General features: G+C 74.0%; 20 protein-coding genes. 13 read left to right on the forward strand and 7 right to left on the reverse strand.

Features of this window, described 5'->3' with window-relative positions; all coding sequences use genetic code 11:
* Nucleotides 1–66: 66 nt before the first annotated feature.
* On the reverse strand, nucleotides 67–2157 hold the full coding sequence (gene ligA, locus ACGFW6_RS16885; RefSeq protein ID WP_393509573.1) for an NAD-dependent DNA ligase LigA: 2091 nt from the start codon (nucleotides 2155–2157) through the stop codon (nucleotides 67–69).
* A 187-nt stretch (nucleotides 2158–2344) separates the two neighbouring features.
* Here ligA and ACGFW6_RS16890 point away from each other — a divergent pair, with 187 nt between their 5' ends.
* Complete coding sequence (locus tag ACGFW6_RS16890; RefSeq protein WP_393509576.1) at nucleotides 2345–5239, forward strand: SpoIIE family protein phosphatase; 2895 nt, start codon at nucleotides 2345–2347, stop codon at nucleotides 5237–5239.
* Between the two features lie 168 nt (nucleotides 5240–5407).
* On the opposite strand, the gene ACGFW6_RS16895 is transcribed toward ACGFW6_RS16890, so the two are convergent.
* Complete coding sequence (locus tag ACGFW6_RS16895) at nucleotides 5408–6892, reverse strand: alpha/beta hydrolase (RefSeq protein ID WP_393509579.1); 1485 nt, start codon at nucleotides 6890–6892, stop codon at nucleotides 5408–5410.
* Nucleotides 6893–7042: 150 nt separating this feature from the next.
* On the opposite strand from ACGFW6_RS16895, the gene ACGFW6_RS16900 reads away from it, so the two are divergent.
* From ACGFW6_RS16900 to ACGFW6_RS16945, 10 genes are read left to right on the forward strand one after another with little or no spacing between them, the layout of a single operon-like run.
* Nucleotides 7043–8299: an ATP-grasp domain-containing protein gene (locus tag ACGFW6_RS16900; RefSeq protein ID WP_393509582.1), complete on the forward strand. Its 1257-nt coding sequence runs from the start codon at nucleotides 7043–7045 to the stop codon at nucleotides 8297–8299.
* On the forward strand, nucleotides 8296–9141 hold the full coding sequence (locus tag ACGFW6_RS16905; RefSeq protein ID WP_393509585.1) for a Rossmann-like domain-containing protein: 846 nt from the start codon (nucleotides 8296–8298) through the stop codon (nucleotides 9139–9141). The genes ACGFW6_RS16900 and ACGFW6_RS16905 overlap by 4 nt, the downstream gene beginning before the upstream one ends.
* Nucleotides 9138–10214, forward strand: coding sequence for a PLP-dependent cysteine synthase family protein (locus ACGFW6_RS16910; protein ID WP_393509588.1), 1077 nt, complete (start codon nucleotides 9138–9140; stop codon nucleotides 10212–10214). Before ACGFW6_RS16905 ends, ACGFW6_RS16910 begins: the two co-directional genes overlap by 4 nt.
* Nucleotides 10211–11248: a dipeptide epimerase gene (locus ACGFW6_RS16915; protein WP_393509591.1), complete on the forward strand. Its 1038-nt coding sequence runs from the start codon at nucleotides 10211–10213 to the stop codon at nucleotides 11246–11248. The genes ACGFW6_RS16910 and ACGFW6_RS16915 overlap by 4 nt, the downstream gene beginning before the upstream one ends.
* Nucleotides 11232–12455: an MFS transporter gene (locus ACGFW6_RS16920; protein WP_393509594.1), complete on the forward strand. Its 1224-nt coding sequence runs from the start codon at nucleotides 11232–11234 to the stop codon at nucleotides 12453–12455. The genes ACGFW6_RS16915 and ACGFW6_RS16920 overlap by 17 nt, the downstream gene beginning before the upstream one ends.
* Complete coding sequence (locus ACGFW6_RS16925) at nucleotides 12452–13240, forward strand: class I SAM-dependent DNA methyltransferase (RefSeq protein WP_393509597.1); 789 nt, start codon at nucleotides 12452–12454, stop codon at nucleotides 13238–13240. Before ACGFW6_RS16920 ends, ACGFW6_RS16925 begins: the two co-directional genes overlap by 4 nt.
* A gap of 24 nt (nucleotides 13241–13264) precedes the next feature.
* The gene (locus ACGFW6_RS16930) at nucleotides 13265–14833 is read left to right on the forward strand and encodes an ABC transporter substrate-binding protein (protein WP_393509600.1); all 1569 of its coding nucleotides are present in this window, start codon (nucleotides 13265–13267) and stop codon (nucleotides 14831–14833) included.
* A 41-nt stretch (nucleotides 14834–14874) separates the two neighbouring features.
* A complete protein-coding gene (locus ACGFW6_RS16935; RefSeq protein ID WP_393509895.1) occupies nucleotides 14875–15867 on the forward strand; it encodes an ABC transporter permease in 993 nt (330 codons plus the stop codon).
* Nucleotides 15864–16652: an ABC transporter permease gene (locus ACGFW6_RS16940; protein ID WP_393509603.1), complete on the forward strand. Its 789-nt coding sequence runs from the start codon at nucleotides 15864–15866 to the stop codon at nucleotides 16650–16652. The genes ACGFW6_RS16935 and ACGFW6_RS16940 overlap by 4 nt, the downstream gene beginning before the upstream one ends.
* Nucleotides 16556–18274 carry an ABC transporter ATP-binding protein gene (locus ACGFW6_RS16945; RefSeq protein ID WP_393509898.1) on the forward strand — a complete coding sequence of 573 codons (1719 nt, stop codon included), beginning with the start codon at nucleotides 16556–16558 and terminating at the stop codon, nucleotides 18272–18274. Before ACGFW6_RS16940 ends, ACGFW6_RS16945 begins: the two co-directional genes overlap by 97 nt.
* Nucleotides 18275–18360: 86 nt before the next feature.
* Here ACGFW6_RS16945 and ACGFW6_RS16950 read toward each other — a convergent pair whose 3' ends face one another.
* On the reverse strand, nucleotides 18361–19068 hold the full coding sequence (locus ACGFW6_RS16950) for a DUF2470 domain-containing protein (protein ID WP_393509605.1): 708 nt from the start codon (nucleotides 19066–19068) through the stop codon (nucleotides 18361–18363).
* Between the two features lie 67 nt (nucleotides 19069–19135).
* The gene (locus tag ACGFW6_RS16955) at nucleotides 19136–20503 is read right to left on the reverse strand and encodes a hypothetical protein (protein WP_393509608.1); all 1368 of its coding nucleotides are present in this window, start codon (nucleotides 20501–20503) and stop codon (nucleotides 19136–19138) included.
* Between the two features lie 114 nt (nucleotides 20504–20617).
* Here ACGFW6_RS16955 and ACGFW6_RS16960 point away from each other — a divergent pair, with 114 nt between their 5' ends.
* Nucleotides 20618–21844: a molybdopterin-dependent oxidoreductase gene (locus tag ACGFW6_RS16960; protein ID WP_393509611.1), complete on the forward strand. Its 1227-nt coding sequence runs from the start codon at nucleotides 20618–20620 to the stop codon at nucleotides 21842–21844.
* On the forward strand, nucleotides 21844–22347 hold the full coding sequence (locus ACGFW6_RS16965; RefSeq protein WP_393509614.1) for a hypothetical protein: 504 nt from the start codon (nucleotides 21844–21846) through the stop codon (nucleotides 22345–22347). Before ACGFW6_RS16960 ends, ACGFW6_RS16965 begins: the two co-directional genes overlap by 1 nt.
* A gap of 16 nt (nucleotides 22348–22363) precedes the next feature.
* On the opposite strand, the gene ACGFW6_RS16970 is transcribed toward ACGFW6_RS16965, so the two are convergent.
* The 3 genes from ACGFW6_RS16970 to ACGFW6_RS16980 form a co-directional block, all read right to left on the reverse strand.
* Nucleotides 22364–23650: a DUF4241 domain-containing protein gene (locus ACGFW6_RS16970; RefSeq protein WP_393509616.1), complete on the reverse strand. Its 1287-nt coding sequence runs from the start codon at nucleotides 23648–23650 to the stop codon at nucleotides 22364–22366.
* 71 nt (nucleotides 23651–23721) lie between these two features.
* Nucleotides 23722–24441, reverse strand: coding sequence for an FAD:protein FMN transferase (locus ACGFW6_RS16975; RefSeq protein WP_393509901.1), 720 nt, complete (start codon nucleotides 24439–24441; stop codon nucleotides 23722–23724).
* A 22-nt stretch (nucleotides 24442–24463) separates the two neighbouring features.
* On the reverse strand, nucleotides 24464–24946 hold the full coding sequence (locus ACGFW6_RS16980; RefSeq protein WP_393509619.1) for an FMN-binding protein: 483 nt from the start codon (nucleotides 24944–24946) through the stop codon (nucleotides 24464–24466).
* Nucleotide 24947 lies beyond the last annotated feature (1 nt).

Below are 24947 nucleotides of genomic sequence, written 5' to 3' on the forward strand. Positions count from 1 at the left end.
GCCGATCCCCTCCATCCCGTCCATGACAATGTCGCAGGTGGGCGGGGCGGACCCCGCCCCCGGCGATCATTCGACGTAGTCGGCGACCAGCAGCGCGAACTCGTCCGGTGTGGCGAGCCGGATGCCGAGGTCCTCGGCCTTGGCGCGCTTGGAGCCGGCGGCCTCCCCGGCCACCACGAGGCTGGTCTTCCTGGACACGCTGGACGAGGAGCGGCCACCGGCCCGCTCGATCAGTTCGTTCACCTGGTTGCGGCTGAGCTTCTCCAGAGGGCCGGTCATGGCGCCGGTGACCACCACGGTCATCCCGGAGAGGGGCCCGGCGGCCGGTGCGTCGGTCCCGGCGGGGTCCGTGCCGGTGCCCGTGGTGTCCACGGGGGCGTATGTGGCGCCCGGCTCGGTCATGTTGACCCCGGCGGCGGCGAGTTTGTCGATCAGCCCGGCCAGTTCCGCGAGTTCGGCGACGATGGACGGTGCCTTCTCGGCCCCGATGCCCTCGACCTGCTGCAACTGCTCGGCGTCGGCGGCACGGACATGGTCCATGGTGGCGAAGTACCGGGCGATACGGCGGGACATGGAGCGGCCCGTGCCCCGGACTCCCAGGGCGCACAGCACCCGCGACAGCGGCCGGGTCCTGGCCGTGGCGAGGGCCGCCAGCAGATTGTCGGTGCTGGTCTCACCCATCCGTTCCAGTCCGAGGAGCTGCTCGCGGGTCAGCGTGAACAGGTCCGCGAGATCGGCGACCAGGCCCGCCTCGACCAGCTGCACGACACGGGTGGCGCCCAGGCCCTCGATGTCGAGCTGGTCGCGGCCCGCGGCGTAGGAGAGGGAGGCGACCAGATGGCAGTTGCGTCCCTGCTCGCACCGCCAGCGCTCCTGGCCGGTGTCGATGGCCGAGCCGCAGCGCGGGCACGCCTCGGGGAAGACGATCGGCTTCTCCTCACCGGTACGCAGGTGGGCGACGGGCGCCTCGATGCGCGGAATGACGTCCCCGGCGCGGTGCACCATCACCCGGTCGCCCAGCCGCAGATCGCGCCGGGTGATGTCGGCGGGGTTGTGCAGCGTGGCGTAGGTGATGGTGGAGCCGTCGATCTCGACCGGCTCCAGAACGCCGCGCGGGGCGATGATGCCGGTGCGGCCCACATTCCACTCGACGTCGAGGAGCCGGGTGATCTTCTCCACGGCCGGCAGCTTGTAGGCGATCGCCCAGCGCGGGGCCCGCGATCCGGAACCGGCGGCCCGCTGGTCGGCGGCGAGGTCGGCCTTGATGACGATCCCGTCGATCCCGAACGGCAGTCCCGCGCGCAGCGCGGCGATCTCCTGCACCCGGGCGAGGACCTCGTCCGTGGTGGCGGCGGTGACGCCCGGCACCTCGGTGGTGGCGGTGGTGTGCACGCCCAGCCGCCCGGCCAGTTCCATGAGCTCGCTGTGCGCGAGGCCGTCCAGCCGCGCGGTCAGAGCCTCCTCCGTGTCGGGCAGCGGCAGCAGGCCGTAGCCGAAGAACGTCATCGGGACCGTGTAGGCGCGGTCCTTGGCCCGCAGGGTGCCCGCCGCCGCGTTGCGGGGGTTGGCGAACGGCTGCCCGCCGTGCGCCGTGCGCACCTCGTTGGCGTGCTCGAACTGCGCGCCCGTCATCAGGACTTCACCGCGCACCTCCACGGTGACCGGCTCGGCCAGCGTCTCGGGCAGGCCCTCTATCGTGCTCATCGCGTGCGAGACGTCCTCCCCGGCCGTCCCGTCGCCGCGGGTGATCAGCCGCGTCAGCCGCCCCCGTGTGTAGCGGGCCGCGATCGCGAGACCGTCGAGCTTCGCCTCGACGCTGTATCTCTCCGCCTCGTGCCCGATCCGGCGCGCCAGCGAGGCCGTCCACGCCGTGAACTGCTCGGCCGAGAACACGTTGTCCAGGCTCAGCATCGCCACCGTGTGCGGCACATCGCCCTCGACGGCACCGCCGGCGACCTTCCCGGCCGGTGAGTCGGGCAGCACCTGATCGGGGTGCTCGGCCTCCCACGCGGCGATCCCGCGCATCAGCCGGTCGTAGCTGTCGTCGTCCAGCGGGGACGTGCCGTCCGTGTAGTAGGCGGCGGCGGCCTTCACGACGTCCTCGACGGCCCGCGCGTATCCGGCGGCGTCCACGATCTGCGCAACTGGTGTGGTCATGCCCGTCATCCTGCCTGCCACCACTGACAACGCCCTCCGCCCTGCCCCCGGCGGTCACCGTCCCTCGCGGAGGGCCGGCGATCGATTGTGATGCGCGTCACGGAAGGCTTAGGGTGATAACGCTTGGCGAAGCCCCCGGGTCGCGGGCCGGGCAGTGGTGCGCGGCCGGACGGCTTCGGGTGAGGAAGTGGTCCCGTTGTCCGTCGCCTGGGACGACATCGGCGGTCTCGTCGATGCCCATGAACGATTCCTCGCCGGCTCACTGGTCGAGTCGGACGTACGGGACTCGGTGCTCGACTCCTGGAAGCGCTGCCGCTCCGTCGGCCTGGAGCCGCACCGGCTGCTGGTCCGCTACACCGAGGACGTCCGGCTGGACGACCGGTTCCGGCACGCCGCCGACCCGGTGCTCACCGACCTGACTCGCTCTTTCGCCGATGTGAGCATGACGATCGCGCTGTGCGACGGACAGGGCCGCATGGTCGAGCGGCTCGGCGGCGACCGGCAGCTGCGCGACCGTCTCGACGCCGTCCGCTTCGCCCCCGGGTTCGACGCCTCCGAGGCGGTCGTCGGCACGAACGGCGTCGGCACCGCTCTCGCCGAGCGCGGCCCCGTCTACATCGCCGGCCGCGAGCACTTCGCCGACTCCCTGCAGCCCTTCGCCTGCGCGGGCGCCCCCGTCCGGGACCCGCTCAGCGGACGCATCGAGGCCGTCCTCGACATCACGTGTCTGCGCGACCAGGGCGACCCCGCCATGGTGCGGATGGTCCGCGAGGCCGCCCGGAGCATCGAGACCCGGCTCCTGGAGCAGGCGAGCCTGCGCGAACGCGCACTCCTCGCCGCGTACCGGCGGGCCGACGGCCATGCGCGGGGCTGGCCGTCGCAGCCCGACGGGCTGCGGCCCGACCTGGACGGCGGGGCACTCGGCCGCGTCGACATGGCCTTGCTGCGCGCCAGGGCCGAGGAGCTCATGGCCTCTCCCCACCACAGCCTCGACGAGATCACCCTGCCCAGCGGCCGGACCGCCACCCTGCTGCGCCGCCAGGTCACGGGCGCGGCGGGGGAGACCGGCGTCGCGGTCGAGGCCCGCGTGCTGGGCGGCCCACGCCTGAGCCATCTCGACGTGGCTCCCGGGCCGGCCGGGACGGCGGCGCGGGGACAGCTCGGATCGGCGGTGCGCAGGCCGGCCGGACCGGCGGCGGGCCGGGTCGGCACCGCACCGCAGCGCACGCCCCCGACGCCGGAATCGCTGGGGACACCGGCCGTACCGCCGCGGCCGCCGAGCACCCCCGGCACGTCCGCGCCGCACACGTCCTCGGCCCCGCCCGCCGCCGCCCCGGACGGTGAATCCGCAAGCGCCGACGGGTGGTTGCTCCTGGTCGGAGAGCCCGGGGTCGGCCGGCTGGCCGTCCTCGCGCGGCGGCGGCTGGAGCTGCTGCACGACGCGAGCGTGCGGATCGGCACCACCCTGGACGTCACCAGCACCGCCGAGGAACTCGCCGAGGTGACGGTCCCCCGGTTCGCCGACTTCGTCGCGGTCGACCTGCCCGACTCGGTGCTGCGCGGCGAGGAACCGGAGGCGCTCGGCGGCCGTACCGCGCTGCGCCGGGTGGCCATCCGCGCCGTACGCAAGCAGCCGCACAATCTGTACGACGTCGGGGACACCGTCGAGTACGTCCCGTCCACGCCGCAGGCCCGCTCCCTGGAGACCAGGCAGTCCGTCATGGAACCGGTCCTGACGGAGGCGGACGGGTGGATCGCGCAGGATCCCGAGCGGCTGACGCCGGTGCTCGAAGCGGGCATCCACTCGCTGATCACCGTGCCGCTACGGGCCCGGGGCACGACCCTCGGCGTGGTCAGCTTCTACCGTTCCCTGCAACCCGGCTCCTTCGAGGACGACGACCTGTCCCTCGCCCAGGAGCTGGTCGGCCGCGCGGCGATCTGCATCGACAACGCGCGGCGCTACACCCGCGAGCACAACACCGCCCTCGCCCTTCAGCGCAGCCTGCTGCCGAGGGGCCGTTCCGAGCAGAGCGCCGTCGAGGTCGCCTACCGCTATCTGCCCGCGCAGGCCGGTGTCGGCGGCGACTGGTTCGACGTCATCCCGCTGTCCGGCGCCCGCGTCGCGCTCGTCGTCGGTGACGTGGTCGGGCACGGTCTGCACGCCGCCGCCACGATGGGCCGGCTGCGCACGGCCGTCCACAACTTCTGCTCCCTGGACCTGTCGCCCGACGACCTCCTCACCCACCTCGACGACCTGGTCGGCCGGCTCGACCGCGGCGAGGGCTGGGCGGCGGAGAACAGCCCCGACTCCGGCATCGTCGGAGCCACCTGCCTGTACGCCGTCTACGACCCGGTGTCCAGGCGCTGCACCCTCACCCGCGCCGGACACCCCCTGCCCGCGGTTGTCGCGCCCGACGGCAGCGTCGAGTTCGTCGACCTGCCGGCCTGCCCGCCCCTGGGCCTGGGCGGCATGCCCTTCGAGACGGTCGAGACCGAGCTGGCCGAGGGCAGCCGGCTGGTGCTGTACACCGACGGTCTGGTCGAGGACCGGCACCGTGACATCGACGCCGGGCTCGACCGGCTCCGCGCCGTGCTGGCCGGTGCCGACCGCTCGCCGGAGGAGACCTGCGAGACCGTCCTCGACGCCCTGCTGCCGGCCCGCCCCGGCGACGACGTCGCGCTGCTCGTCGCCCGCACGCACACCCTGGGCGCCGACCGCGTGGCGCAGTGGGACCTGCCCAGCGACCCGGCGGTCGTCTCCCGCTCCCGGGCGGCGGTCACCGCCCAGCTCGCCACGTGGGGCCTCGACCACCTGGCCTTCACCACCGAACTGATCGCCAGCGAGCTGGTCACCAACGCCATCCGGCACGCCACGGGCCCGGTCCAGCTGCGTCTGCTCCGCGACCGTGCCCTCATCTGCGAGGTCTCCGACGGCAGCGGCACCTCGCCGCGGCTGCGGCGCGCGCAGAGCACCGACGAGGGCGGCCGCGGTCTGTTCCTCGTCGCCCAGCTGACCGAGCGCTGGGGCACGCGCTACACGCCCGACGGCAAGGTCATCTGGACGGAGCAGCCCCTGGGGTGACGTCCCCGCAGGGGGTGCCGTGATCTCCAGGTGGCGGCGTCTGCGGGGCTGCCGCCCCCGATCCCCTGAACGAGCCTCGTCCTCAATCCCCGGACAGGCTGAGGGATTGCGAACCGGCCTCGAGGACGAACACGCATCACCGCGCCCCGGCAGAGCCGGCCCGTCGTGTCATCGGGCGTCCGGCAGCCCCGCCCCGCCGCAACCCACGTCGCTCCCCGGCACAACCCCGTCCACGAGATAGGCCGCCACCGTGCCGTCCACGCACGCGTTCCCCCGGCTGGCGAACACGCCGTGCGAGTAGTCGTTCTCCAGGGTGACCAGACGTGAGCCCGGCAGCAGTCGCCGCAGCTCGCGCGCGCCCCGGATCGGCGTCACCGGATCGTGCGCGGAGGCCACCAGCAGGACCGGCGGGGCGGCCGGAGCACCCAGCGCGGTACGGCGGTCGGGGCGGTGGTGCCAGTACGCGCAGGTCGTGGCCTCCAGGCCGGTCAGGATCGGCTGCGGGTCGAGACGCCGTATGCGCCGCAGGTCGGTCACGATCTCGCGCGGGGTGGGCCCCGGACCGTCCGCGCACTTCACGATCCGGTTGGCGGCCTCGTAGTTGCGGGACTCCGGACCGTCGAAGGCGGAGGGCGGGCGCAGGCCGTCCACGGCGCCTCCGGTCAGGTACGCGCGCAGCCCGTCGGCCAGTCCGGTCCAGCGCTCGGTGCGGCCGAGGGCGCGGTAGACGGCCCGGTCGAACTCGGCCGGGCCGAAGCCGTCCACCGGGCGGGCGGTCAGCCCGTGGCGCACGCGCAGGTACGCACGCCGTACGGCGGCCCCGTCGCCGCCCAGGCCGAAGCGGTCCGGACGGGCGGCGGCCCAGTCGAGGAACGTGTCGCGGCCGCGCAGCAGTGCCCGGCTCTGGATCACGTCGAAGTCGTACCAGCCCCAGGGCCCGACCACGCTGTCCAGCACCATCCGGCCCACCCGGTGCGGGTGGCGCGCCGCGTAGGCCGCGCCCAGGTAACTGCCGTACGAGACACCGAGGAAGCTCGTGCGTGGCTCACCCAGGGCAGCGCGGATCGCGTCCATGTCGTCCGCGGTCTGCTCGGTGGACAGGTACCGCAGGAGCTGCGGGCCCGCGCTCGCCGCGCAGTCGTCGGCCATGTCCCGCTGTGCGGCGAGGTGGGCCCGCTCGGCCCGTGGGCCCACCGGCACCGGATCGGCGCCCGGAGCCGTGAACAGGCCGCCCATCGCGCCGCAGCCGACGGGCGTGCGGGCGCCGACGCCGCGCGGGTCGAAGCCGATGACGTCGTACGAACGCCGCACGCTCGCGGGGAGTTTGGCGCGCTTGGTCACGGCGTAGGGCAGGCCGGAGCCGCCCGGGCCGCCCGGGTTCACCAGGAGGATGCCGCGCCGCTCGGCGGGGGTGCCGGAGGCGGGGACGCGGGAGACGGCGATCTCGATGCGCGGGCCCGAGGGGTGGCGGTGGTCGAGGGGGACGGTGAGGTGCCCGCACTCCACGTGGTCCGGGGCGGGCGGCCGCGGTACGGAGCCGGGGCAGGCGCCGAACGCGAGTGGGGCCGCCGCGCGGGCGGGGCCGACGGGGAGTAGGGCGGCCGCGGCCACGAGGGCGCACAGCACGGCGGTGGGACGGGGCAGGGCGGACAAGTTCGCTCCGGGGTTCGAGGGGTGGGTGAGAACGGGGTGGCAAATGAAAATGATTATCGATAACGTGTGCGCGTCAAGTCCGGCCCCCTCTCGCCGAGGGGTGCCCCGGGCTGCCCTGACGACGTAACTCAAGGCAGGAAAAGGGGAGTTGTGGCTCATCTGCTGATGGTCGAGAGCTGGGTCGGATCGATGAGCAGGCTGCTGCCACGGGCCATCCGCGAGGGCGGGCACGAGTTCACCTTCCTCACCCGTGACCTGCATCACTACCTGCGCTCGGCGCCCGAGGGCGCCGCGCATCCGCTGCTCGGCGCCCGCAACGTCATCACCGCCGACACCAACGACACCGACGCCCTGCTGCCCGAGGTGGCACGGCTGCACTCGGTGCTGGGCTTCGACGGGGTGATCACCTCCTGCGACTACTACCTGCCGGCCGTGGCCCGCATCGCCGGGCATCTCGGGCTGCCGGGCCCCGGACCCGAGGCCGTGGGGAACGCCTGCCGCAAGGACGCCACCCGCCGGGTCCTCGCCGAGGCGGGCCTGCCCGGACCGCGCCACGCCGTGCACGAGGAGTGGGCCGACCTCGCGCGGGCCGCCCGCGAGATCGGCTACCCGCTCGTCGCCAAGCCGGTCGACCTGTGCGCCGGCATGTACGTCCGCCGCATCGAGCACGAGAGTGAACTCGGCGAACTCTTCCGGGCGTTGGCGGAGTTCCCGGTCAACGCGCGGGGGCAGCACCGCACCCCTGGCGTCCTGCTCGAAGAGCTCCTCGACGGCCCTGAGGTCAGCGTCGAGACCGTGTCCCACGCGGGCGCGGTGCACATCGTCGGCGTCACCGACAAGAGCGTCGGGGGCGCGCCCGCCTTCATCGAGACGGGTCACATGTTCCCTGCCGCCCTGACACCCGCCGACCTCGAGGCCGCCGAGCAGACCGCCCTCGGCGCGCTCAAGGCGCTCGGCCTGACGGACGCCGTCGTCGCGCACACCGAGATCAAGCTGACCTCCGCCGGACCGCGCGTCGTCGAGGTCAACCCCCGGCCCGCCGGCAACCGCATCACCGAACTCGTCCGCCATGTCACCGGCGTCGACCTCGCCGCCGCCTTCGTCGACGTCGCCCTCGGCCGCGGGCCCGACCTCGGGCGCACCGACACCGGGCTGCGCAGCGCCGCCATCGGCTTCCTCGTCCCGGACCGAGCCGGCACGCTCGAAGCCCTCGACGCCCACCGGCTCGCCGACGCACCGGAAGTGCTGGAGGTGCGTCTCGCCGAACCCGGCACCGCCGTACGGGCCGCCGGCAGCAACAACGAGTACCTGGGCCACGTCATGGCGGGCGACCCCGACGGCCCCGGCGCCCGCGACCGCGTCGAGCGGATGCTGGCCGACCTGCGCGCGGGGCTGGTGATCCGATGACCGCCGCCACCGCCCGGCCGACGGCACCCGGCCGGACCTACGACGCGCTCGTCGCCGACGTCCGTGCCGGTGTCCTCGGGCCCGACCCGCGCACGCTGCGCATCGCCGTCGCCTTCACCACCCGGCAGGCCGTACGGCACGACGGGCGCGGCACCGGCTACCGCAACGAGGTGCTCAGCCTGCGGCTCGCCGAGGCCGTCGGCTCGTGCGCCGTCGAGCCCGGCGAACTGCCCGACAGCGCCCTCGACGACTGCGTGGGCGCCGACGTGGCACGCCTCCTCGGCCATCCGCTGCCCGCGGTGCGCGTCGCCGCCCTCGACGCCTACCTGATGCACATCGCCCCGCACACCCCGGAACACGGCGCGCACCCCGTCGCCCTGCCCGCCGGGTCGTCGCTGGAGAAGTCCCGGGCCCGCGCGAGCGCCGTGGTGGACCTGCTGGACCTCCCGGACGGCGGCACCGTGCTGGTCGTCGGCGTCGTCAACTCCCTTCTGGAAGCGCTGCGTTCGCGCGGGCTCGGCTACGTGCCGTGCGACCTCAAGGGCGGCGTCACCGAGTGGGGCGAGCCCGTCACCGCCGACGCGCTCGCCGCCGCCGGGAGCTGCGACGCGCTGCTGGTCTCCGGGATGACCCTGGGCAACGGCACCTTCGAACCGCTGCGCGCGCACGCCCTGCGGCACGGCAAGCGGCTGGTGCTGTTCGCGCAGACCGGCAGCGCCGTGCTGCCCCGCTTCCTGGGGCACGGTGTCACCGCGGTGTGCGCGGAGCCGTACCCCTTCTTCTGGCTCGACGGCGGCGCCGGCGTCGTCCACCGCTACCGCTGTCCCGGAGGCGAACGATGACCGCCACGGCCGTACGCCCCACCGCCCGGCAGGAGTTGCTGGCCCTGCTCGGCCGTACCCCGGTCGTACGCGTCACGGCCGGACTGCCCGAGGCCCACCCCGGGTTCTGGGCCAAGCTCGAAGGACTCGCCGCGGGCGGCATGAAGGCGCGGGCCGCCGTGTCGATGCTGCTCGGCGCGCGCGAACGCGGCGAACTGCGCCCCGGGGCACCCGTGGTGGAGTCCACCTCCGGCACCCTCGGCATCGGGCTCGCCTTCGCCGGGCAGGCGCTCGGCCACCCCGTCGTCCTGGTCGGCGACAGCGAACTGGAGCCGTCCATGCGGCAGTTGCTGCGCGCGCACGGCGTCCGGCTGGAGCTCGTCGACCGCCCCTCCGTGCCGGGCGGCTGGCAGGCGGCCCGGCTCGGCAGGCTGCGCGAACTGCTCGCGGAACTCCCCGGCGCCTACTGGCCCGACCAGTACAACAACCCCGACAACACCGCCGGTTACGCCTCCCTCGCCGCCGAGCTCACCGCCCAGCTCGACCACCTGGACATCCTCGTGTGCAGCGTCGGCACCGGCGGACACAGTGCCGGCGTCATCGGCCCGCTGCGCCGGCGCTGGCCCGCGCTGCGCCTGATCGGCGTCGACGCGACCGGCTCGACGATCTTCGGCCAGCCGGCGCGGCCCCGCCTGATGCGCGGCCTCGGCAGCAGCATCCACCCGCGCAACGTCGCCTACGACGCCTTCGACGAGGTCCACTGGATCGGCCCCGCCGAAGCCGTGGACAGCTGCCGGCGGCTCGCCCGGGGCTCGTTCGTCAGCGGCGGCTGGAGCACCGGCGCGGTCGCCCGCGTCGCCGCCTGGGCGGCCCGCGTGCACCCCGGCGCGGTCGTCGCGACCGTGTTCCCCGACGGGCCGCACCGCTACCTCGGCACCGTCTACGACGACGACTTCATCGCCGCCCACGGCCTCGACCTGGCCGGCGCCGCCACCCGGCCCGTGGAGATACCGCACCCCTGCGCCGCCGAGGCGAGCGGGTGGGCGCGGTGCGCGCGGGTCGCCGATCCACTCTCCGCCGGAAGGACACGATGAAGGCCCGCCTGCGCACCGTACGACTCGAACTCGCCGAGCCGCTGCGCATCTCCCGCTCCGTCATGACCGCCCGCGACGCCGTGTGGCTGAGCGTCGAGCACGACGGCGTCACCGGACACGGCGAGGCCGTCAGCAGCGTGTACTACGGGCTGGACGCCGCCACGCTCGTCCGGCTGATCCCGGCCGTCGGCCTGGAACGGTTCCCCGACCCCGAGAGCGCCCTGGAGGCCCCGCCCTCCGGTGCCATACCCCCGGCCGTGACCGCCGCCGTCGAGTCCGCGCTGCTGGACCTCGCCGGCAAGCGGGCCGGTGTGCCCGTCCACCGGCTCCTCGGCACCGAGGCGTCGTTCGGCGTCGCCACCGCACGCACCATCGGCATCACCTCGCTCACGCACGCCGCCGCCGCGGCCCGGCGCCTGGCCGCGAGCGGATTCGAGGTCCTCAAGGTGAAGGCCGGCTCACCCGACCCCGAGGACGACGTGGAACGGATACGGGTCGTGCGGGACGCGGCCCCCCGAGCGCGGCTGCTGCTGGACCCGAACGGGGCCTGGAGCAAGGCGCAGGCCGAGCGGCTGCTGCCCCGGTTCGCCGCACTCGGCGTCGAGGCCGTCGAACAGCCGCTGCCACCCGGCGACCCGGACGCGCTGGGCGCCCTCGCCGAGAGGTCTCCGCTGCCCGTCATCGCCGACGAGGACGCGGTGGGCGAGGACGACGTACGGCGGCTCGCCGGGCGCGTCCACGGCGTCAACGTCAAGCTCGCCAAGTGCGGCGGAGTCCGCGCCGCCCTGCGCATCGCCGAGTTGCTCGACGGCAGCGGGACCGAGCTGATGCTCGGCTGCCTCACCGCCAGCAGCCTCGGCCTCGCGCCCGCCGTGCACCTCGCCGACCGCGCCCGCTGGGCCGACCTGGACGGGCACCTGCTGCTCGCCCACGACCCGTGGCGCGGCATCGGCGGCGCCGACGGTTTCGTGCGCCCGAGTGGCCTGCCCGGACTGGGAGTCGAGGAGGTGAGCGCCCATGAGGACGTGGCGTGAGATGCGCGGGTTCCCGCTCGCCGTCCAGCTGCTGCTGGTCAACCAGCTCGGCGTCAACACCGGCTTCTACCTGCTCATCCCCTACCTCGCCACCCACCTCGGCGAGAACCTGGGCATGTCGGCGGCGGTCGTAGGCATCGTCCTCGGCGTGCGCAACCTCAGCCAGCAGGGCCTGTTCATCATCGGCGGCTCGGCCGCCGACCGGCTCGGGGCACGGGGCGTCATCATCGCCGGGTGCGCGCTGCGGACCGTCGGGTTCGCGCTGTTCGCGCTGGGCGACGGGCTGCCGGTGCTGCTCGCCGCGTCCGTGCTCAGCGGGCTCGCGGGGGCGCTGTTCAACCCGGCCGTGCGGGCCTACCTCGCACAGGAGGCGGGGGAGCGCAAGGCGGAGGCGTTCGCCCTGTTCAACGTGTTCGCCACGACCGGAGCGCTCGTCGGGCCGCTGCTGGGCAGCGCCCTGCTCCTCGTCGACTTCCGCACCTCCGCGCTGACCGCCGCCGGCATCTTCGCCGTGCTCACCGTGGCGCAGGCCCTCGTCCTGCCCGCGCGCAAGGTCGAGCCGAGCGGCAGCGGGGTCCTCGGGGACTGGCGTGAGGTGCTCGGCAACCGGGCCTTCCTGGCCTTCTCACTCGCCATGGTCGGCATGTTCACCCTGGAGAACCAGCTGTACCTGCTGCTGCCGGACGGGGCCAGGCGGGCCACCGGCTGGGACGGGGCCGCGGGACTCGTCTTCCTCGTCGGCACGGTCGCCAACCTGGCCCTGCAGCTCAGGATCACCCGCAGCCTGAAGTCCCGTGGCAGCAGGGCGGGTTGGATCGCCACCGGGCTCGCGGTGATGGGGCTGGCCTTCGTGCCACCGGTCCTCGCCGCGGGTGCCGTGCCGGTCCTCGCCAGTGCGCTGCTGCTCTACCTCGGCATCATGATCGCCTCGCCGTTCGTGATGGAGCTGATCCCCCGCTTCGGCCGGCCCGAGCTGACCGGCACGTACTTCGGGATCTTCTACGTCGTCTCGGGCATCGCCGCGGCCCTCGGCAACGCCGTCGTCGGATGGGCCATGGACGCGGGGGAGCACGGAGGGCGTCCGTGGCTGCCGTGGGTGTGCTGCGCGCTGTTCGGGGCGCTCTCCGCCGGCGGGGTCGCGTGGCTGCGTCGCCGCGGAGCGCTGCCGACGCCCGCGCAGCCGGTGCGGGAGAAGGCCGACGCATGACCGGCGCCAACCTCCTCACCGACCACCCCGCCCTCTACGAGGCCCGTTTCCCCGATCCCGACCGGCTCGCCGGACGCTGGGCCGAGGACTGCCTGCGCCGCCACGGCGCCGGCCCGCGCGTCCTCGACATGGGCTGCGGCACCGGCCGCGACGCCGCCCACCTGCATTCCGTGGGCCGTACGGTGACCGGCGCCGACCTCTCGGAGGCGATGCTGGCGCACGCCCGCGCCCAACACCCCGGCCCGGCGTACGTCCGGGCGGACCTGCACGGCTTCGAGCTGGGCCGGGACGCCTTCGACGCCGTGGTCTGCCTGGACAGCTCCCTGCTGTACTGCCACACCAACGACCAGCTCGACGGCTTCCTCGCCTCCTGCCGCCGCTCCCTCGCCCGGGGCGGGCTGCTGGTCGCGGAGATGCGCAACGGGGCGTACCTCCTGGGCCGTACCGATCTCCTCGGCAGCCCGTCCGTCGCCTCCTTCACCTGGCGGGGCACCGGCTACCGCTCCACCACCACCCTGACCGTCGACCGCACCGCCCAACTCCTGCGCCGTACCCGCCTGTGGACATCCGACGACGGCTCACCGCCCGTCGAACAGCGCTCCGCCTGGCGGCTGCTGTTCCCACAGGAACTGCGGCACTTCCTCGCCGCGCACGGCTTCGAGGTGCTCGAACTCCACGACGGCCCCGGCCCGCGCACCGAACCCCCGTGGCGGCAGGGCGAGTTGCCCGGCACCCGCGCCGACGCGGACCGGCTGCACGTCGTCGCGCGTCTGCACACCCCCTGATCCGAAAGACAAGAAGGACCACTCATGAACGACGAACGTTTCCCCGGCCTGCGCCGACGCGGCTTCCTCGCCGCCACCACGGGCGCCGCCGCCCTCGCCCTCGCCGGCTGTGCCGGCGGCACCGACGACAAGGCGGACGGCGGCACCGACGGCACCCCGAAGCGCGGCGGCCGGCTGCGCGCGGCCTTCGCCGGTGGTGGCGCGAGCGAGACGCTCGATCCGCACCTGGCCAACCTCTTCGCGGACGTCGCCCGGGCCAAGGCGCTCTTCGACAAGCTCGCCGACTACGACGCGGACCTCTCCGCGGTCCCCCGCCTGGCCGAGAAGTGGGAGTCCAACAAGACCCTGGACCGCTGGCAGGTGACGCTGCGTCAGGCCGCCTTCCACGACGGGAAGCCGGTCACCGCCGAGGACGTCCTCTACAGCTACCGCCGGATCGCCGACCCGAAGCAGGCGTTCCGCGCGAAGGCGTCCCTGGAGCCCATCGACCTCGACGCCAGCCGGGCCACCGGCAAGCGGAGCATCGAGTTCGTGCTCAAGCGGCCTACCGCCGAATTCCCCAACGTACTGGCCGCGTTCGGCGCGTACATCGTCCCGGAGAACGCCACCGAGTTCGACGACCGGCCGATCGGCTCCGGACCCTTCCGGTTCGTGTCCTTCGCGCCCGGCCGCTCCGCCGTCTTCCGCCGCTTCGACGACCACTGGGACGGCGCCCCGCTCCTCGACGAGATCGAGTTCGTCGTCGCCAACGAGGAGTCCGCCCGCGTCAACGCCCTCCTCGGCGGCCAGGTCGAGTACGCGCACGAGCTCAACCCGACGACGGCCCGCGCCCACGAGGGCGGGGGACGGATCGAGATCGTGCGGCTGCGCAACAGCGCCATGCAGGCGTTCTGCATGAAGACCGACCGCGCGCCCTTCGACGACAAGCGGGTACGCGAGGCGTTCTTCCTCATCGCCGACCGGCAGGAACTCGTCGACGGCGCGCTGTCCGGCGCGGGCGAGGTCGGCAACGACCTGTTCGGCAAGGGCTACGAGTACTACGCCGCCGACCTGCCGCAGCGCACCCAGGACCTCGACCGCGCCCGGTCCCTGCTCAGGCGGGCCGGCGCCGAGAACCTCAAGGTCACCCTGGACACCTCCGCCGTCGCCGCCGGGTTCACCGAGGCCGCCGGCATCTTCCGCGACCAGGCCGCGAAGGCGGGCGTCACGATCGACGTGAAGATGGGCAGCAAGGACTCCTACTGGAGCGACATCCTCGACGGCGGCACCCTGTGCTGCTACCGCTCCGGGGCCATGCCCGTCGAGGCCCACATCTCCCAGCGCCTGCTCACCGACTCCACCACCAACGCCACCAAGTGGCGGCACAAGGACTTCGACGCCCTCTACCGGCAGGCCCAGTCCACCGGCGACAGGACCGAGCGGGCGGCCGTCTACGCGCGCATGCAGCGCCGCCTGTACGCCGAGGGCGGCTTCCTCGTCTGGGGCTTCGCCGACTGGATCATCGCAACGGCGCGCACGGTGAGGGGAGTCGAGAGGAAGGCCCCCGCCAACACCCTCGACTGGGCCCGCTTCGACAAGGTGTGGCTGGCGTGAGGACCCCGTGGGCCGACAACGCCGTGAAGGGGCGCGGGGAACTGCGCGACCAGCGACGACGGACCCGCACTCGGCGGACCGCCCACCGCGGCACGTCCTTCGTCGCCCGGCGCCTCGTCCTCGGCGCAGCCCAGACCGCGGCCGTCGTCCTGCTCGTCTTCACGCTCACCGAGGCACTGCCGGGCGACGCGGCGGTGACCCTCGCCGGTGACCAGCCCGACCCGGCCCGCATCGCGGCGATCCGCGAGGCGATGGACCTGGACCGGCCCGCGTACGAACGCCTCACGGACTGGGCGACGGGCCTGCCGCACGGAGACTTCGGCACCTCCCTGACCTCCGGCCGGCCGGTCTCCGGGTACATCGCCGACGCCTTCGGTCCGACCCTGACCCTCGCCGCACTCACCCTGGCGCTGCTCGTCCCGCTCGGCTTCGGCCTCGGCGTCCTCGCCGCGCGCCACGAAGGGGGCCTCGTGGACCGGCTGGTGAGCTCGGTGACGCTGGCCGTCTACGCGGTCCCCGAGTTCGCCCTCGGAGTACTGCTGGTGACGGTCCTCGCCCTGAAACTGGCGTGGCTGCCGCCCACGGCCGTCGGCCACGGCGGCGACCTGCTCGCCCATCCGGCGGTGCTGGTGCGGCCCGTGCTGGTCCTGCTGTCCCGCCCGGTCTGCTCCCTGTCCCGCCTGGTGCGGGCCGGCATGGTCGACGCCCTGGCCTCCCCGTACGTCGCCCACGCCCGCCGCTGCGGCGTCCCCGGCGCCCGCGTCCGCCACGCCCACGCGCTGCCGAACGCCCTCGCCCCGGCGGCGCAGCAACTCGCGCGCACCGTCGACTGGTTGCTGTGCGGCGTCATCGTCGTGGAGGCCCTGTTCGTGATCCCGGGCCTGGGCACGGTCCTCCTCAACGCCGTCGCCGAACGCGACGTACCGGTGGTGCAGGGGCTGGCCGTGGTGTTCGGGGTACTGACGGTGCTGCTCAACCTCGGTGCCGATCTGGTGGCCCACCGGCTCACGCCCCGCGCGGGGGTGGCCGCGTGACGCACCGCCGTTTCGCGCTCGGCCTCGCCGTGGTCGCCGTCCCGCTCGCACTCGCCCTCGTGGGGCCGCTGGTCGCGGGCGACCCGGGACCGCGCGCCACCTCCTTCGCCCTCGGCGACGGCCACTGGCTCGGCACCGACTTCGTGGGCCGCGACGTCCTGCGGCAGACGCTTCTGGGAGGCCGTACCGTCGTGGTCACCGCCCTGACCGCGACCGCGCTCGCCTATCTCGTCGCCGTCCCGGTCGCGCTGGCCGGCGCGCTCACCCGGCTGCGGTGGCTGGAGGACCTGCTGATGCGGCCGCTGGACGTGCTGCTGGCCGTGCCGTCGCTGCTGCTGATCCTGCTCGTGGCCTCCGTGATCGCCCCCGGAGCCGTGGGAGTCGCGCTGCTCGTGGCGCTGGTCAACGTGCCCGACGCGGCCCGGATCGTACGGGCCGCGGCCGGGGAGGCGGCGGCCCGCCCCGCCGTGGAGGCGCTGCGGATGCAGGGCGAGACCTGGTGGCGGATCGCCGTCGGGTACGTCGGCCGCTCGACGCTGCGCACCCTCGCCGCCGACGCCGGCATCCGGCTGACGGGCGTGCTGTACCTGGTGTCGACGGCCGCGTTCCTCGGGGTCGGTGTCGCGCCCGACGCCGCGGACTGGGCGGTGATGGTCGACCGCAACCGCACCGGCCTGATGGTGCAGCCCTGGGCCGTGGTCGTGCCCGCACTGCTGATCGTGGCGCTGACGATGGGGACGAACCTGCTCTTCGACGCGGCTCTGGAGAGGAAGGGGCGCCGATGATGCGGGGAGATGGAGCTTCGGTGACCGCGGGGGACGGCAGGCCCGTGACGGCGGAAGGGGGGACGCCGGTGTCCACGGCGACGGATGCCGCCGTCGCCGAGATCCGGGATCTGCGCATCGAGGTCGACGGCCGCGCGATCGTCGACGGAGTGCGGGTGAAGGTGCTGCCGGGCAGGGTGACGGCCCTGGTCGGCGCGTCCGGCAGCGGAAAGACCAGCACCGGGCTCGCCCTGCTCGGCGAGTACCCGCCCGGCGCCCGGGTCACGGGTGAGGTACGGCTGACCGGCGACGGCCGCGTGGGGTACGTCCCCCAGCACCCCGCCGCCGTCCTCAATCCGGCTCGCCGCGTCGGCGCACTGCTCCACGACATCGCCCGCCCTCAGGTCCGCCACCTGCCGCGGGCCCAGCGGCGCGCGGCGGCCCGCGCCCTGGTCCTGCGAGCCCTGTCGGACGCCCAACTGACGGACGCAGATGTGCTGTTGAGGCGTCATCCGCACCAGCTCTCCGGCGGCCAGCAGCAGCGGGTCGTCCTGGCCCAGGCACTGCTGCTCGGCGCCCGGGTGATCGTCGCGGACGAACCCACCACCGGCCAGGACGCGTTGACGAAGAACCGGATCGTCGAGCAGTTGGCGGCGGTCGCGGCACGCGGCATCGCGGTCGTGCTGCTCAGCCATGACCTGGACGTGGTCCGCGCGCTCGCCGACGAGGTCCTCGTGCTGCGCGCGGGCCGGGTCGTCGAGTCGGGGCCGCCGCGACGGCTGTGGGCGGCGCCCCGGCACGAGTGGACCCGTCGGCTGCTCGACGACCGGAGCAGCACGTCCCCGCCGGAGGAGACGGGGCAGGACGTGAGCCGGCCGGTACTGGCCGTACGGGACCTGACGGCCGTGCACGACGGCCGCACCGTCGTGCTGCGCGCCCCGCGCCTGGTCCTCCATCCCGGTGAGTGTCTCGCCGTGGTCGGCCGCTCCGGCAGCGGCAAGACCACGCTCGCCCGCTGCCTCGCGGGCCTGCACCGCGAGCACTCCGGCGAGATCCTGCTCGACGGCACGCCCCTGCCACGCAGCCTGCGCCACCGCGGCCGTGCCCGACTGGCCGCCGTGCAGTACGTCTTCCAGGACGCCCGCGCCGCCTTCGACGAACACCGGCCGGTGCTGGCACAGGTGGCCCGCACGGCGGTACGGCTGCGCGGCGCCGGTGAACGGGCGGCCACCCAGGAGGCATCGGCCACCCTGGACCGCCTCGGCCTGTCACCGGACCTGGCCCGTCGACGCCCCGGTGCGCTCTCCGGCGGCGAACTCCAGCGCGCCGCCCTGGCCCGCGCCCTGCTGGCCCGTCCCCGGGTGCTGATCTGCGACGAGGTCACCTCCGGGCTGGACACGGTCACCCGGCGCGGCATCCTCGACGTCCTCGCGGGCCTGGTCCAGGAGGGGGACGGCCTGTCGCTCGTGCTCGTCACCCACGACCTGGACACGGCACGCCTGGCCCACCGCGTCGCCGTCCTGGACGCGGGGGAGATCGTCGAACAGGGCCCGGTATCACGCGTCCTGACCGAGCCCCGGCATCCGTTCACGGTCTCCCTGATGGAGACGACGCGGCGGCTGGAGACGGGAGCCCGTGGCTGAGAGCCGGCCTCCGGGTTCGTTCGCGGGAGGAGACGGGAGCCTCCGCGAGCGACCCGGAGGCCGGCGGCTGTGGGTGCGCCCGGCGCCTACGACGTGGTCGGCAGGCGCCTGCGGCGCGGGCGGGCGGTGGCCCGGGCGAGCAGGACGTGGATCTGACGTACCGCATCGCCCGGGTGGGTGGCCGCGGTGGCGAAGGGCAGCCGGGTGTCGTGGTGGGAGTCCGGTGTCTCCGAGCGGAGCACCAGGCCGTGCCGGTCGAGCCGCAACGGCCGTACCTCGCACGCGCCGAGCTGCTGCTTCGCCGGGAGCAGCCGGGCGAGCGGGGCCACGGTGTCGGCGTGGGCCGCGTCCAGCCGGGCCAGCATCTCCGCCTCGTGCGTGGCCAGCGGATCGGGTGAGGCGAGGGCCAGTTCGTCGAGGCCGATCACCGCCGTCCCGCCGTCCTCGGTGAGCACGGCCCGGGCCGGATGGAACACCAGCGCCTTCGGGCCGAGGACGGTCAGCCAGCCGCCCAGCGTCAGCCGGGCGCGCACGCGTTCGCGTACGGCGACGGGGGCGACGTCGGTGAACTCCACCAGGGCGGCGAGATCGCCGTGCGGCGCCACGGCCAGTTCGGCGGCGAGGTGTCCGTCCGGCGGGTTGTTGAGGAGCAGACGTGCGGCGGCGTCGACGGTGTGCAGACCGATCAGTTCGACGCGGTGGCCCTGCGTGGTGACGGTCAGCGAGCCGGCCGCCGAGAGCACCGAGCGGGCACGCTCGGCGGGCGTAGGCTCAGAGCAGGCGGCAGCAGGCATGAGCACCTTTCCCACATCGGGTTCGCAACGACTTAGGTAAGCCTAACCTTACCTCTCCTCGCGGTGTTCACCAACCCGTCAGCAGCAGGTGATTGACCAGCAGCGCCAGCACCGCCTGCGCCGCGAGCCAGGCGCGCGGCCTCGGCAGCAGCGCGCAGGCGGCCACCAGCCACAGGGCGAACGGCAGCCAGATCCGTTCCGTCTCCGCCTTGCTCATCCCGGACAGATCGGCGACCAGCATCGCGACCAGCGCCCCGAGCACCAGAACCCCGAGCCGGAACGCGGCCGTTCGGTCCCGGCGCAGCAGTACGGCCCCGGTCCGCCGCAGCCCGGCCACGGTCGCCAGGCCCACCACCAGCACCTGGCAGGCGAGGTTGGCCCACACCCAGTAGGCCTGCGGGCGGGTCCCGCCGGCGCCCTGGTCGTACCGGGTGACCAGCAGGTCGTACGCCTCCCACCAGTAGAAGCCCAGTGCCGTGAGCACGAGCGGTACGACCGCGAAGCCCGCCAGCGCGAACGGCAGGGGCCGGGCACGCGCGGAGCCCAGCACCAGGACGGCCGCGGCGATCACGACGTACAGCGTCAGGCCGTACGACAGACAGACGGTCAGACCGAACAGCAGCCCCGAACCGAGGCCGGTCCACCGCGGCCGGTGCCCCGTCACCGCGAGCGCGAGCAGCGCCACCGCCCAGGCCGCGACCGCCGCGAAGTAGCCGTCGGCGGACGTCCCCATCCACACCGCGGCGGGTGCCAGGGCCAGGAACGGCGCGGCACGGCGGGCGAGCCTCTCGTCGGCGAGGGTGCGGACGGTGACGAGGATGCCCAGCGCGGCCGTCGCCCCGACCGTGATGCACCAGACCCCGGCCCACGCGCCACCGCCCAGACCGATCCGGTCCAGGTAGACGAAGGTGAGAGTGGCCGCCGGGGGATGCCCGGCGATGTGCGCGGGCCAGTGCTCCGGCGAGGCGCCGACCACGATGTGCGAGGTGAAGTCCCGCAGGGCCGCCGGGATGTCCTGGAAACGGTCGATGACCTGGAGGTACTCGTACCGCGTCGTCAGCCGGCGGGCGATGCCGCGCTGCCAGCCGTCGACGAGCGCGAGCGACCACGTCCAGGCCATGCCCGCCGCCCAGACGGCCGTCAGCAGCCGGCGCCAGGGCAGCCGGGCGGCCACGGCCGGGCCGTACGCCACGACGGCGACCGCGACGGCGATCGCGGCCGGGGTGCCCGGTCCGACGTGCGGCGCCCAATAGGCCAGGAGCGGTGGCCAGTTGACGAAGAGCGTGCCGTCCCGGTGCTCGATCGCGGTGCCGACCAGGGCGGCGAGCGCGAACAGCAGCACGGCACCGGCGGCGGCGTACAGGTCGCGGCGCAGGCCCCGGCGGTCGCCGGGGGGAGCGGTCGGACGGGACTCGGGCAGGAGATCGCGGGTCACGACACCGAAGCTATGACCCCCGGGGTGCGCCGGACGCGTGACAGGCGCGGACGTCAGAGATTCGTCATGGTTCACGGCGCCCTGACCGGCCCCGTCCCGGCCTACGGTCGGGCCATGGCACGGTCTCCCTTCTCGCCCTCCTTCTGGCGCAGCCCGCTGCGCGGCCCCTGGCTCACCTCGGTGCTCGGCATCGTCCTGCTCGTCGGGATCACGGTGCTGTTCGTGACCGGGCTGGTGTCCTACGCCGCCTACAACCCGAACCTGTCGCCGGTGAACGACAAGACCCCGGACAAGGGCATCCTCGGCTTCTACCTGTTCTCCTGGCCCACCGACCCGCACTGGCTGTACCGGCTCAACCAGGGCGTCCACGTCACCCTCGGCATCACCCTGATCCCGGTGCTGCTGGCCAAGCTGTGGTCGGTCGTGCCGAGGCTCTTCACCCTGCCGCCGGCCCGCTCGCTCGCCCACGCGCTGGAGCGGATCTCGCTGCTGCTCCTGGTCGGAGGCGCACTGTTCGAGTTCGTGACCGGCGTGCTCAACATCCAGCTGGACTACATCTTCCCCGGCTCCTTCTACACCCTGCACTTCTACGGGGCGTGGGTGTTCATCGCCGCGTTCGTCGCGCACGCGGTGCTGAAGACACCCACGGCCCTGCGCAATCTGCGCCAACTGCGCGAGGAGAAGAACGACCTGGTCCCCCCGAGCCCCGCGGAGCCCACCGTCTCGCGGCGGGGTGCCCTGTGGTTCGTCGGCGGCGGCTCACTGCTGCTCTTCGCCACGACCGTCGGCCAGAACTTCGGCGGCCCGCTGCGCCGCACCGCACTCCTCGCCCCGCACGGAGGCGCCGAACCGGGCAGCGGCCCGAACGGCTTCCAGATCAACAAGACGGCCGCGTACGCCGGGATCCGTGAGGCCGACACCAGCGAGGAGGCGTGGCGGCTGGTGGTCGTCGGCCGGGACGGCCGCACCGTCCGCCTCAGCCGCTCCGACCTCCTCGCCCTGCCGCTGCACAGCGCGGCCCTGCCCATCGCGTGCGTGGAAGGCTGGTCGACGTCCGACCAGTGGTGGCGAGGCGTACGGCTCACGGACCTCGCCGCGCTGGTCGGCCACGCCGAGAGCCCACCGGACGTCCTGGTGGAGTCGCTCCAGCAGCGCGGCGCGTTCCGCCGGGCCGCCCTGCGCGCCAACCAGGTCGCCGACTCCCGCTCCCTGCTCGCCCTGTCCGTCAACGGCGAGACCCTGACCCCCGACCACGGCTACCCGGCGCGGATCATCGTGCCCGCCGCGCCCGGCGTGCTCAACACCAAGTGGGTGGCACGTCTGACGTTCGGAGACCTGTGATGCGACGCCCCAAGCCCCTCCCCGTCGGCAGCCCCCTCCAGATCCTCCTCCTCGCCTGCTCGTTCGCGCTCGCCGCATACGCGGGGGTGCGGTTGCTGGAAGGGGACTGGTTCGCGATCGTCCTGTGGTTCGTGGGCGCGGCGGTCCTTCACGACCTGGTCCTTCTCCCGCTGTACGCGGGGGCGGACCAGGCACTGCTACGAGGGTTCGAGGCAGCCGACCGCCGAACCTGGCTGCCGTACGTCCGCGTCCCCGCCGCGCTGTCGCTGCTGCTTCTGCTGGTCTGGTTCCCCTTGATCACCGGCCGGGTGGCGGACCGCTACTCCGCCGCCACCGGTCTGCACGCCGACGGCTTCCTGGCGCGATGGCTGCTGATCACGGCCGTGCTGTTCGGCGGTTCGGCGGTGGTGTTCGTGCTCGGCCGCCGGCGATCAGGGGATGGTGGTTCAGGGGATGGTGCCGCAGGGGCGCGTTCCGGAGCGGGACGCGGCCCCGACGGGTGAGGCCGGACTGCCGCCGTCAGGCCGGCAGCAGTTCCTGGTGGCGCAGGATCAGCATGTCGGCGACGAGGCAGGTGATCCCGCCGTCGGCGTCCCGGCCGATCCACACCGGGTAGGAACCGTCTCCCATGCCGCTCGGATACGCGATGAGGTTGCCCCCGGACCGCGCGTCGTCCAGCACGACGATGCCGTCGGCATTCCGCGCGCCGGTGTTCTCGCCGCCGGTGAGACGGCCCGCGGCCGCCGCGTCGACGAAGCAGCCGGTGCCCGTGTCCACGCCGAAGCCGAAGAACTCGCCCTCCCGCAGCGTCCGCGGGTCCTCACCCGGGCGCACCGCGAGCTCCCAGGTCGCCGTGGGCCGCTCGGAGATGAGGACGCGTGCCCCGGTGAAGTCCTCCATGTGCAGCGACTTGCCCCAGTGCTCCGTGCGGTAGGCCGCCGTCGCGATCTGCACGCGGTGGCCGCCGGGCGGCACCGCCACCGTGAAGGGCTCGCCGGGACTCATCCAGCCGGGGTCGCAGGCGACGATCCGCCCGGTGGGCAGCCGGAGGATTCCGGCGTCGATGACGCGCTCGACGACGTACGGGCCGGTGGCATCGTCGTCCGGCGGGGAGAAACGGGTGCCCGGCGTGAACATCTCCTCGACGTACCGGGGGAGCAAGGGGCTGGGCGGACGCCAGCCGAGGGCGGCCGCACCGGCCCGTCCCCGGTTCCCGGCCGCCCCAGCCCGTCCCCGGTTCCCGGCCGTACCGTCCTGGGCGGGGCCCTCCTCCGGCGCGTCCACCAGGGAGAAGTCGGAGCCGCGGCCCTCGGTCGCCAGGGCCACCGCCCATGCCCAGTCGCCGAACGCGGGAACCGCGGCCCAGCGCCGCTCGGCCGGAACATCCGCCAGGGTGTGCAGCGATCCGCCGCCGGTCCCCTTCGGCTGGGAGACCTTGCGGCCCTTGCCGTCCGGGAAGAGATCGACGAGCACGCGCCCCGCGGTGTCGGCGAACTCCGCCATGTCCTCGGTGTCGTAGCTCCACCGCGCGATGTGGCGCAGGAAGAGCCGGCCCGGTTCCAGCCGGCGCAGGTCCAGCTCGCGATGGCGCCGGCCCCGGCCGTCGTACGCCCACACACCCAGGTAGTCCCGCGCCCAGGCGATGTGCAGCACGGCGACGGGCTGCGGGCGCCCTCGCTCGCGCAGCACCACCGCGTACTGCTCGCCCGCGGCATCCCGTTCGGCGGCGAGCTCCCGGCTGAGGGGACCGAGGACCCGGCGGGACGCGGCGTCCCAGCCCTCCCCGTACGTCACGTCAATGATCACGTCGGTCTAAGCGTCGGGGAGGGCGGTCCTGTCACCCTGTCACATCGGCGCCCGCGCGGGCGCCCCCGTCGTCACGCGGCCCGCGCCTCCGCGCCGGCCACCGGAAAGCCCGGTGTACGCAGGACCCGTCGCTCGGCGTCCACCGCGAACACCTCGCAACCCGCCCGGGACGCGGCCCAGTCGACGCCCTCCGCGCCCATCGCGAACGCGGCGGTCGCCACCGTGTCCGCGACGGTCAGGGAGGACGCCACGACGCTGAGCGAGAGCAGCCCCGTCGCCGGACGACCGGTGCGGCCGTCGACGATGTGGTCGCCGCGCTCGTAACGGGCCGACGTCGCGATCGCCCCGTCCGTCAACTCGGCCACCGTGCACAGCTTGTCGGCGTGTTCGGGGTGCCGTACCCCCACCCGCCAGGGCCCGCCGGAGGCGACCACGTCACCACCGGCGTTGAGCACGAAGCGCTCCGCGCCCGCCGCCCTCAGCAGTCCGGCCGCCCGCTGCACGGACCAGCCCTTCACCACCGCGCACGGATCGAGCCCGCGCCCCGGCAGCCGCACGTCGAAGGCACCGCCGGTGGCGAGCCGGTACTCCTCGCACAGCGCCAGCACCTCGTCGAGGTCGGCGCTGACGTCGCCGCGTGCGAGCTCGCCCCGGTCAAGACGGCGCACCTCGCTGTCCGCCCTGAACGGACTGAACCGGGCGTCGACCTCGCGCAGCCACGCGAACACGGCGTCCGCGGCCTCCGCCCCCACGTGCGCGTCGTCGACGCGCAGCGAGACCGGGAACCCCATCACCTGCTCGACACGGCGCACGTCAGGCGCCCTTCGCGTCCAGGGCGGCCTGGAGCGACTCCTTGTAGCCGTCGCTGGTGACGGTGGCGCCGGAGACGGTGTCGATGTCGGCGCTCTGCGCCTCCAGGGTCTCGGAGACCAACTGCGGGACCGCGGCGGTCGTCTGGGGATGGTTCGGCTGCTGGAGCATCCGTACCGACGCGATCCTGGTGCCCTGGAAGGTCACCTCGACCTGTACGGGCCCCTTCTCGGTCTGCACCGTCGAGCCCTTCACGACCGTGTTCCCGGAGCCCGAGCCCGAGCCCGAGCCGGAGTCCGAGCCCGAGCCCGAGCCGGAGTCCGAGCCCGAGCCCGAGCCGGAGTCGGAGCCGGACGAGGCTTCCGGCGCGGGTGTGGCGGCCGGGGACGCGGTTTCCGTGGTGGCCGTGCCCAGGGACGGCTCGTAGCGCCAGACCGGGATCAGGCCCACCACGCTCAGGACGAGGACAGGTATTGCTCGCTTCACG

It is taken from the genome of Streptomyces sp. Y7, assembly GCF_043195415.1.
Taxonomy (GTDB): domain Bacteria; phylum Actinomycetota; class Actinomycetes; order Streptomycetales; family Streptomycetaceae; genus Streptomyces.

What these genes read in the sequence shown, in the direction of transcription:
- ACGFW6_RS16920 (WP_393509594.1), top strand. Translation starts at nt 11,232, where the DNA reads ATGAGGACGTGGCGTGAGATGCGCGGGTTCCCGCTCGCCGTCCAGCTG.
- ACGFW6_RS16925 (WP_393509597.1), top strand. Translation starts at nt 12,452, where the DNA reads ATGACCGGCGCCAACCTCCTCACCGACCACCCCGCCCTCTACGAGGCC.
- ACGFW6_RS16950 (WP_393509605.1), bottom strand. Translation starts at nt 19,068, where the DNA reads ATGCCTGCTGCCGCCTGCTCTGAGCCTACGCCCGCCGAGCGTGCCCGC.
- ligA (WP_393509573.1), bottom strand. Translation starts at nt 2,157, where the DNA reads ATGACCACACCAGTTGCGCAGATCGTGGACGCCGCCGGATACGCGCGG.
- ACGFW6_RS16960 (WP_393509611.1), top strand. Translation starts at nt 20,618, where the DNA reads ATGGCACGGTCTCCCTTCTCGCCCTCCTTCTGGCGCAGCCCGCTGCGC.
- ACGFW6_RS16915 (WP_393509591.1), top strand. Translation starts at nt 10,211, where the DNA reads ATGAAGGCCCGCCTGCGCACCGTACGACTCGAACTCGCCGAGCCGCTG.
- ACGFW6_RS16975 (WP_393509901.1), bottom strand. Translation starts at nt 24,441, where the DNA reads ATGGGGTTCCCGGTCTCGCTGCGCGTCGACGACGCGCACGTGGGGGCG.
- ACGFW6_RS16965 (WP_393509614.1), top strand. Translation starts at nt 21,844, where the DNA reads ATGCGACGCCCCAAGCCCCTCCCCGTCGGCAGCCCCCTCCAGATCCTC.
- ACGFW6_RS16905 (WP_393509585.1), top strand. Translation starts at nt 8,296, where the DNA reads ATGACCGCCGCCACCGCCCGGCCGACGGCACCCGGCCGGACCTACGAC.
- ACGFW6_RS16930 (WP_393509600.1), top strand. Translation starts at nt 13,265, where the DNA reads ATGAACGACGAACGTTTCCCCGGCCTGCGCCGACGCGGCTTCCTCGCC.
- ACGFW6_RS16910 (WP_393509588.1), top strand. Translation starts at nt 9,138, where the DNA reads ATGACCGCCACGGCCGTACGCCCCACCGCCCGGCAGGAGTTGCTGGCC.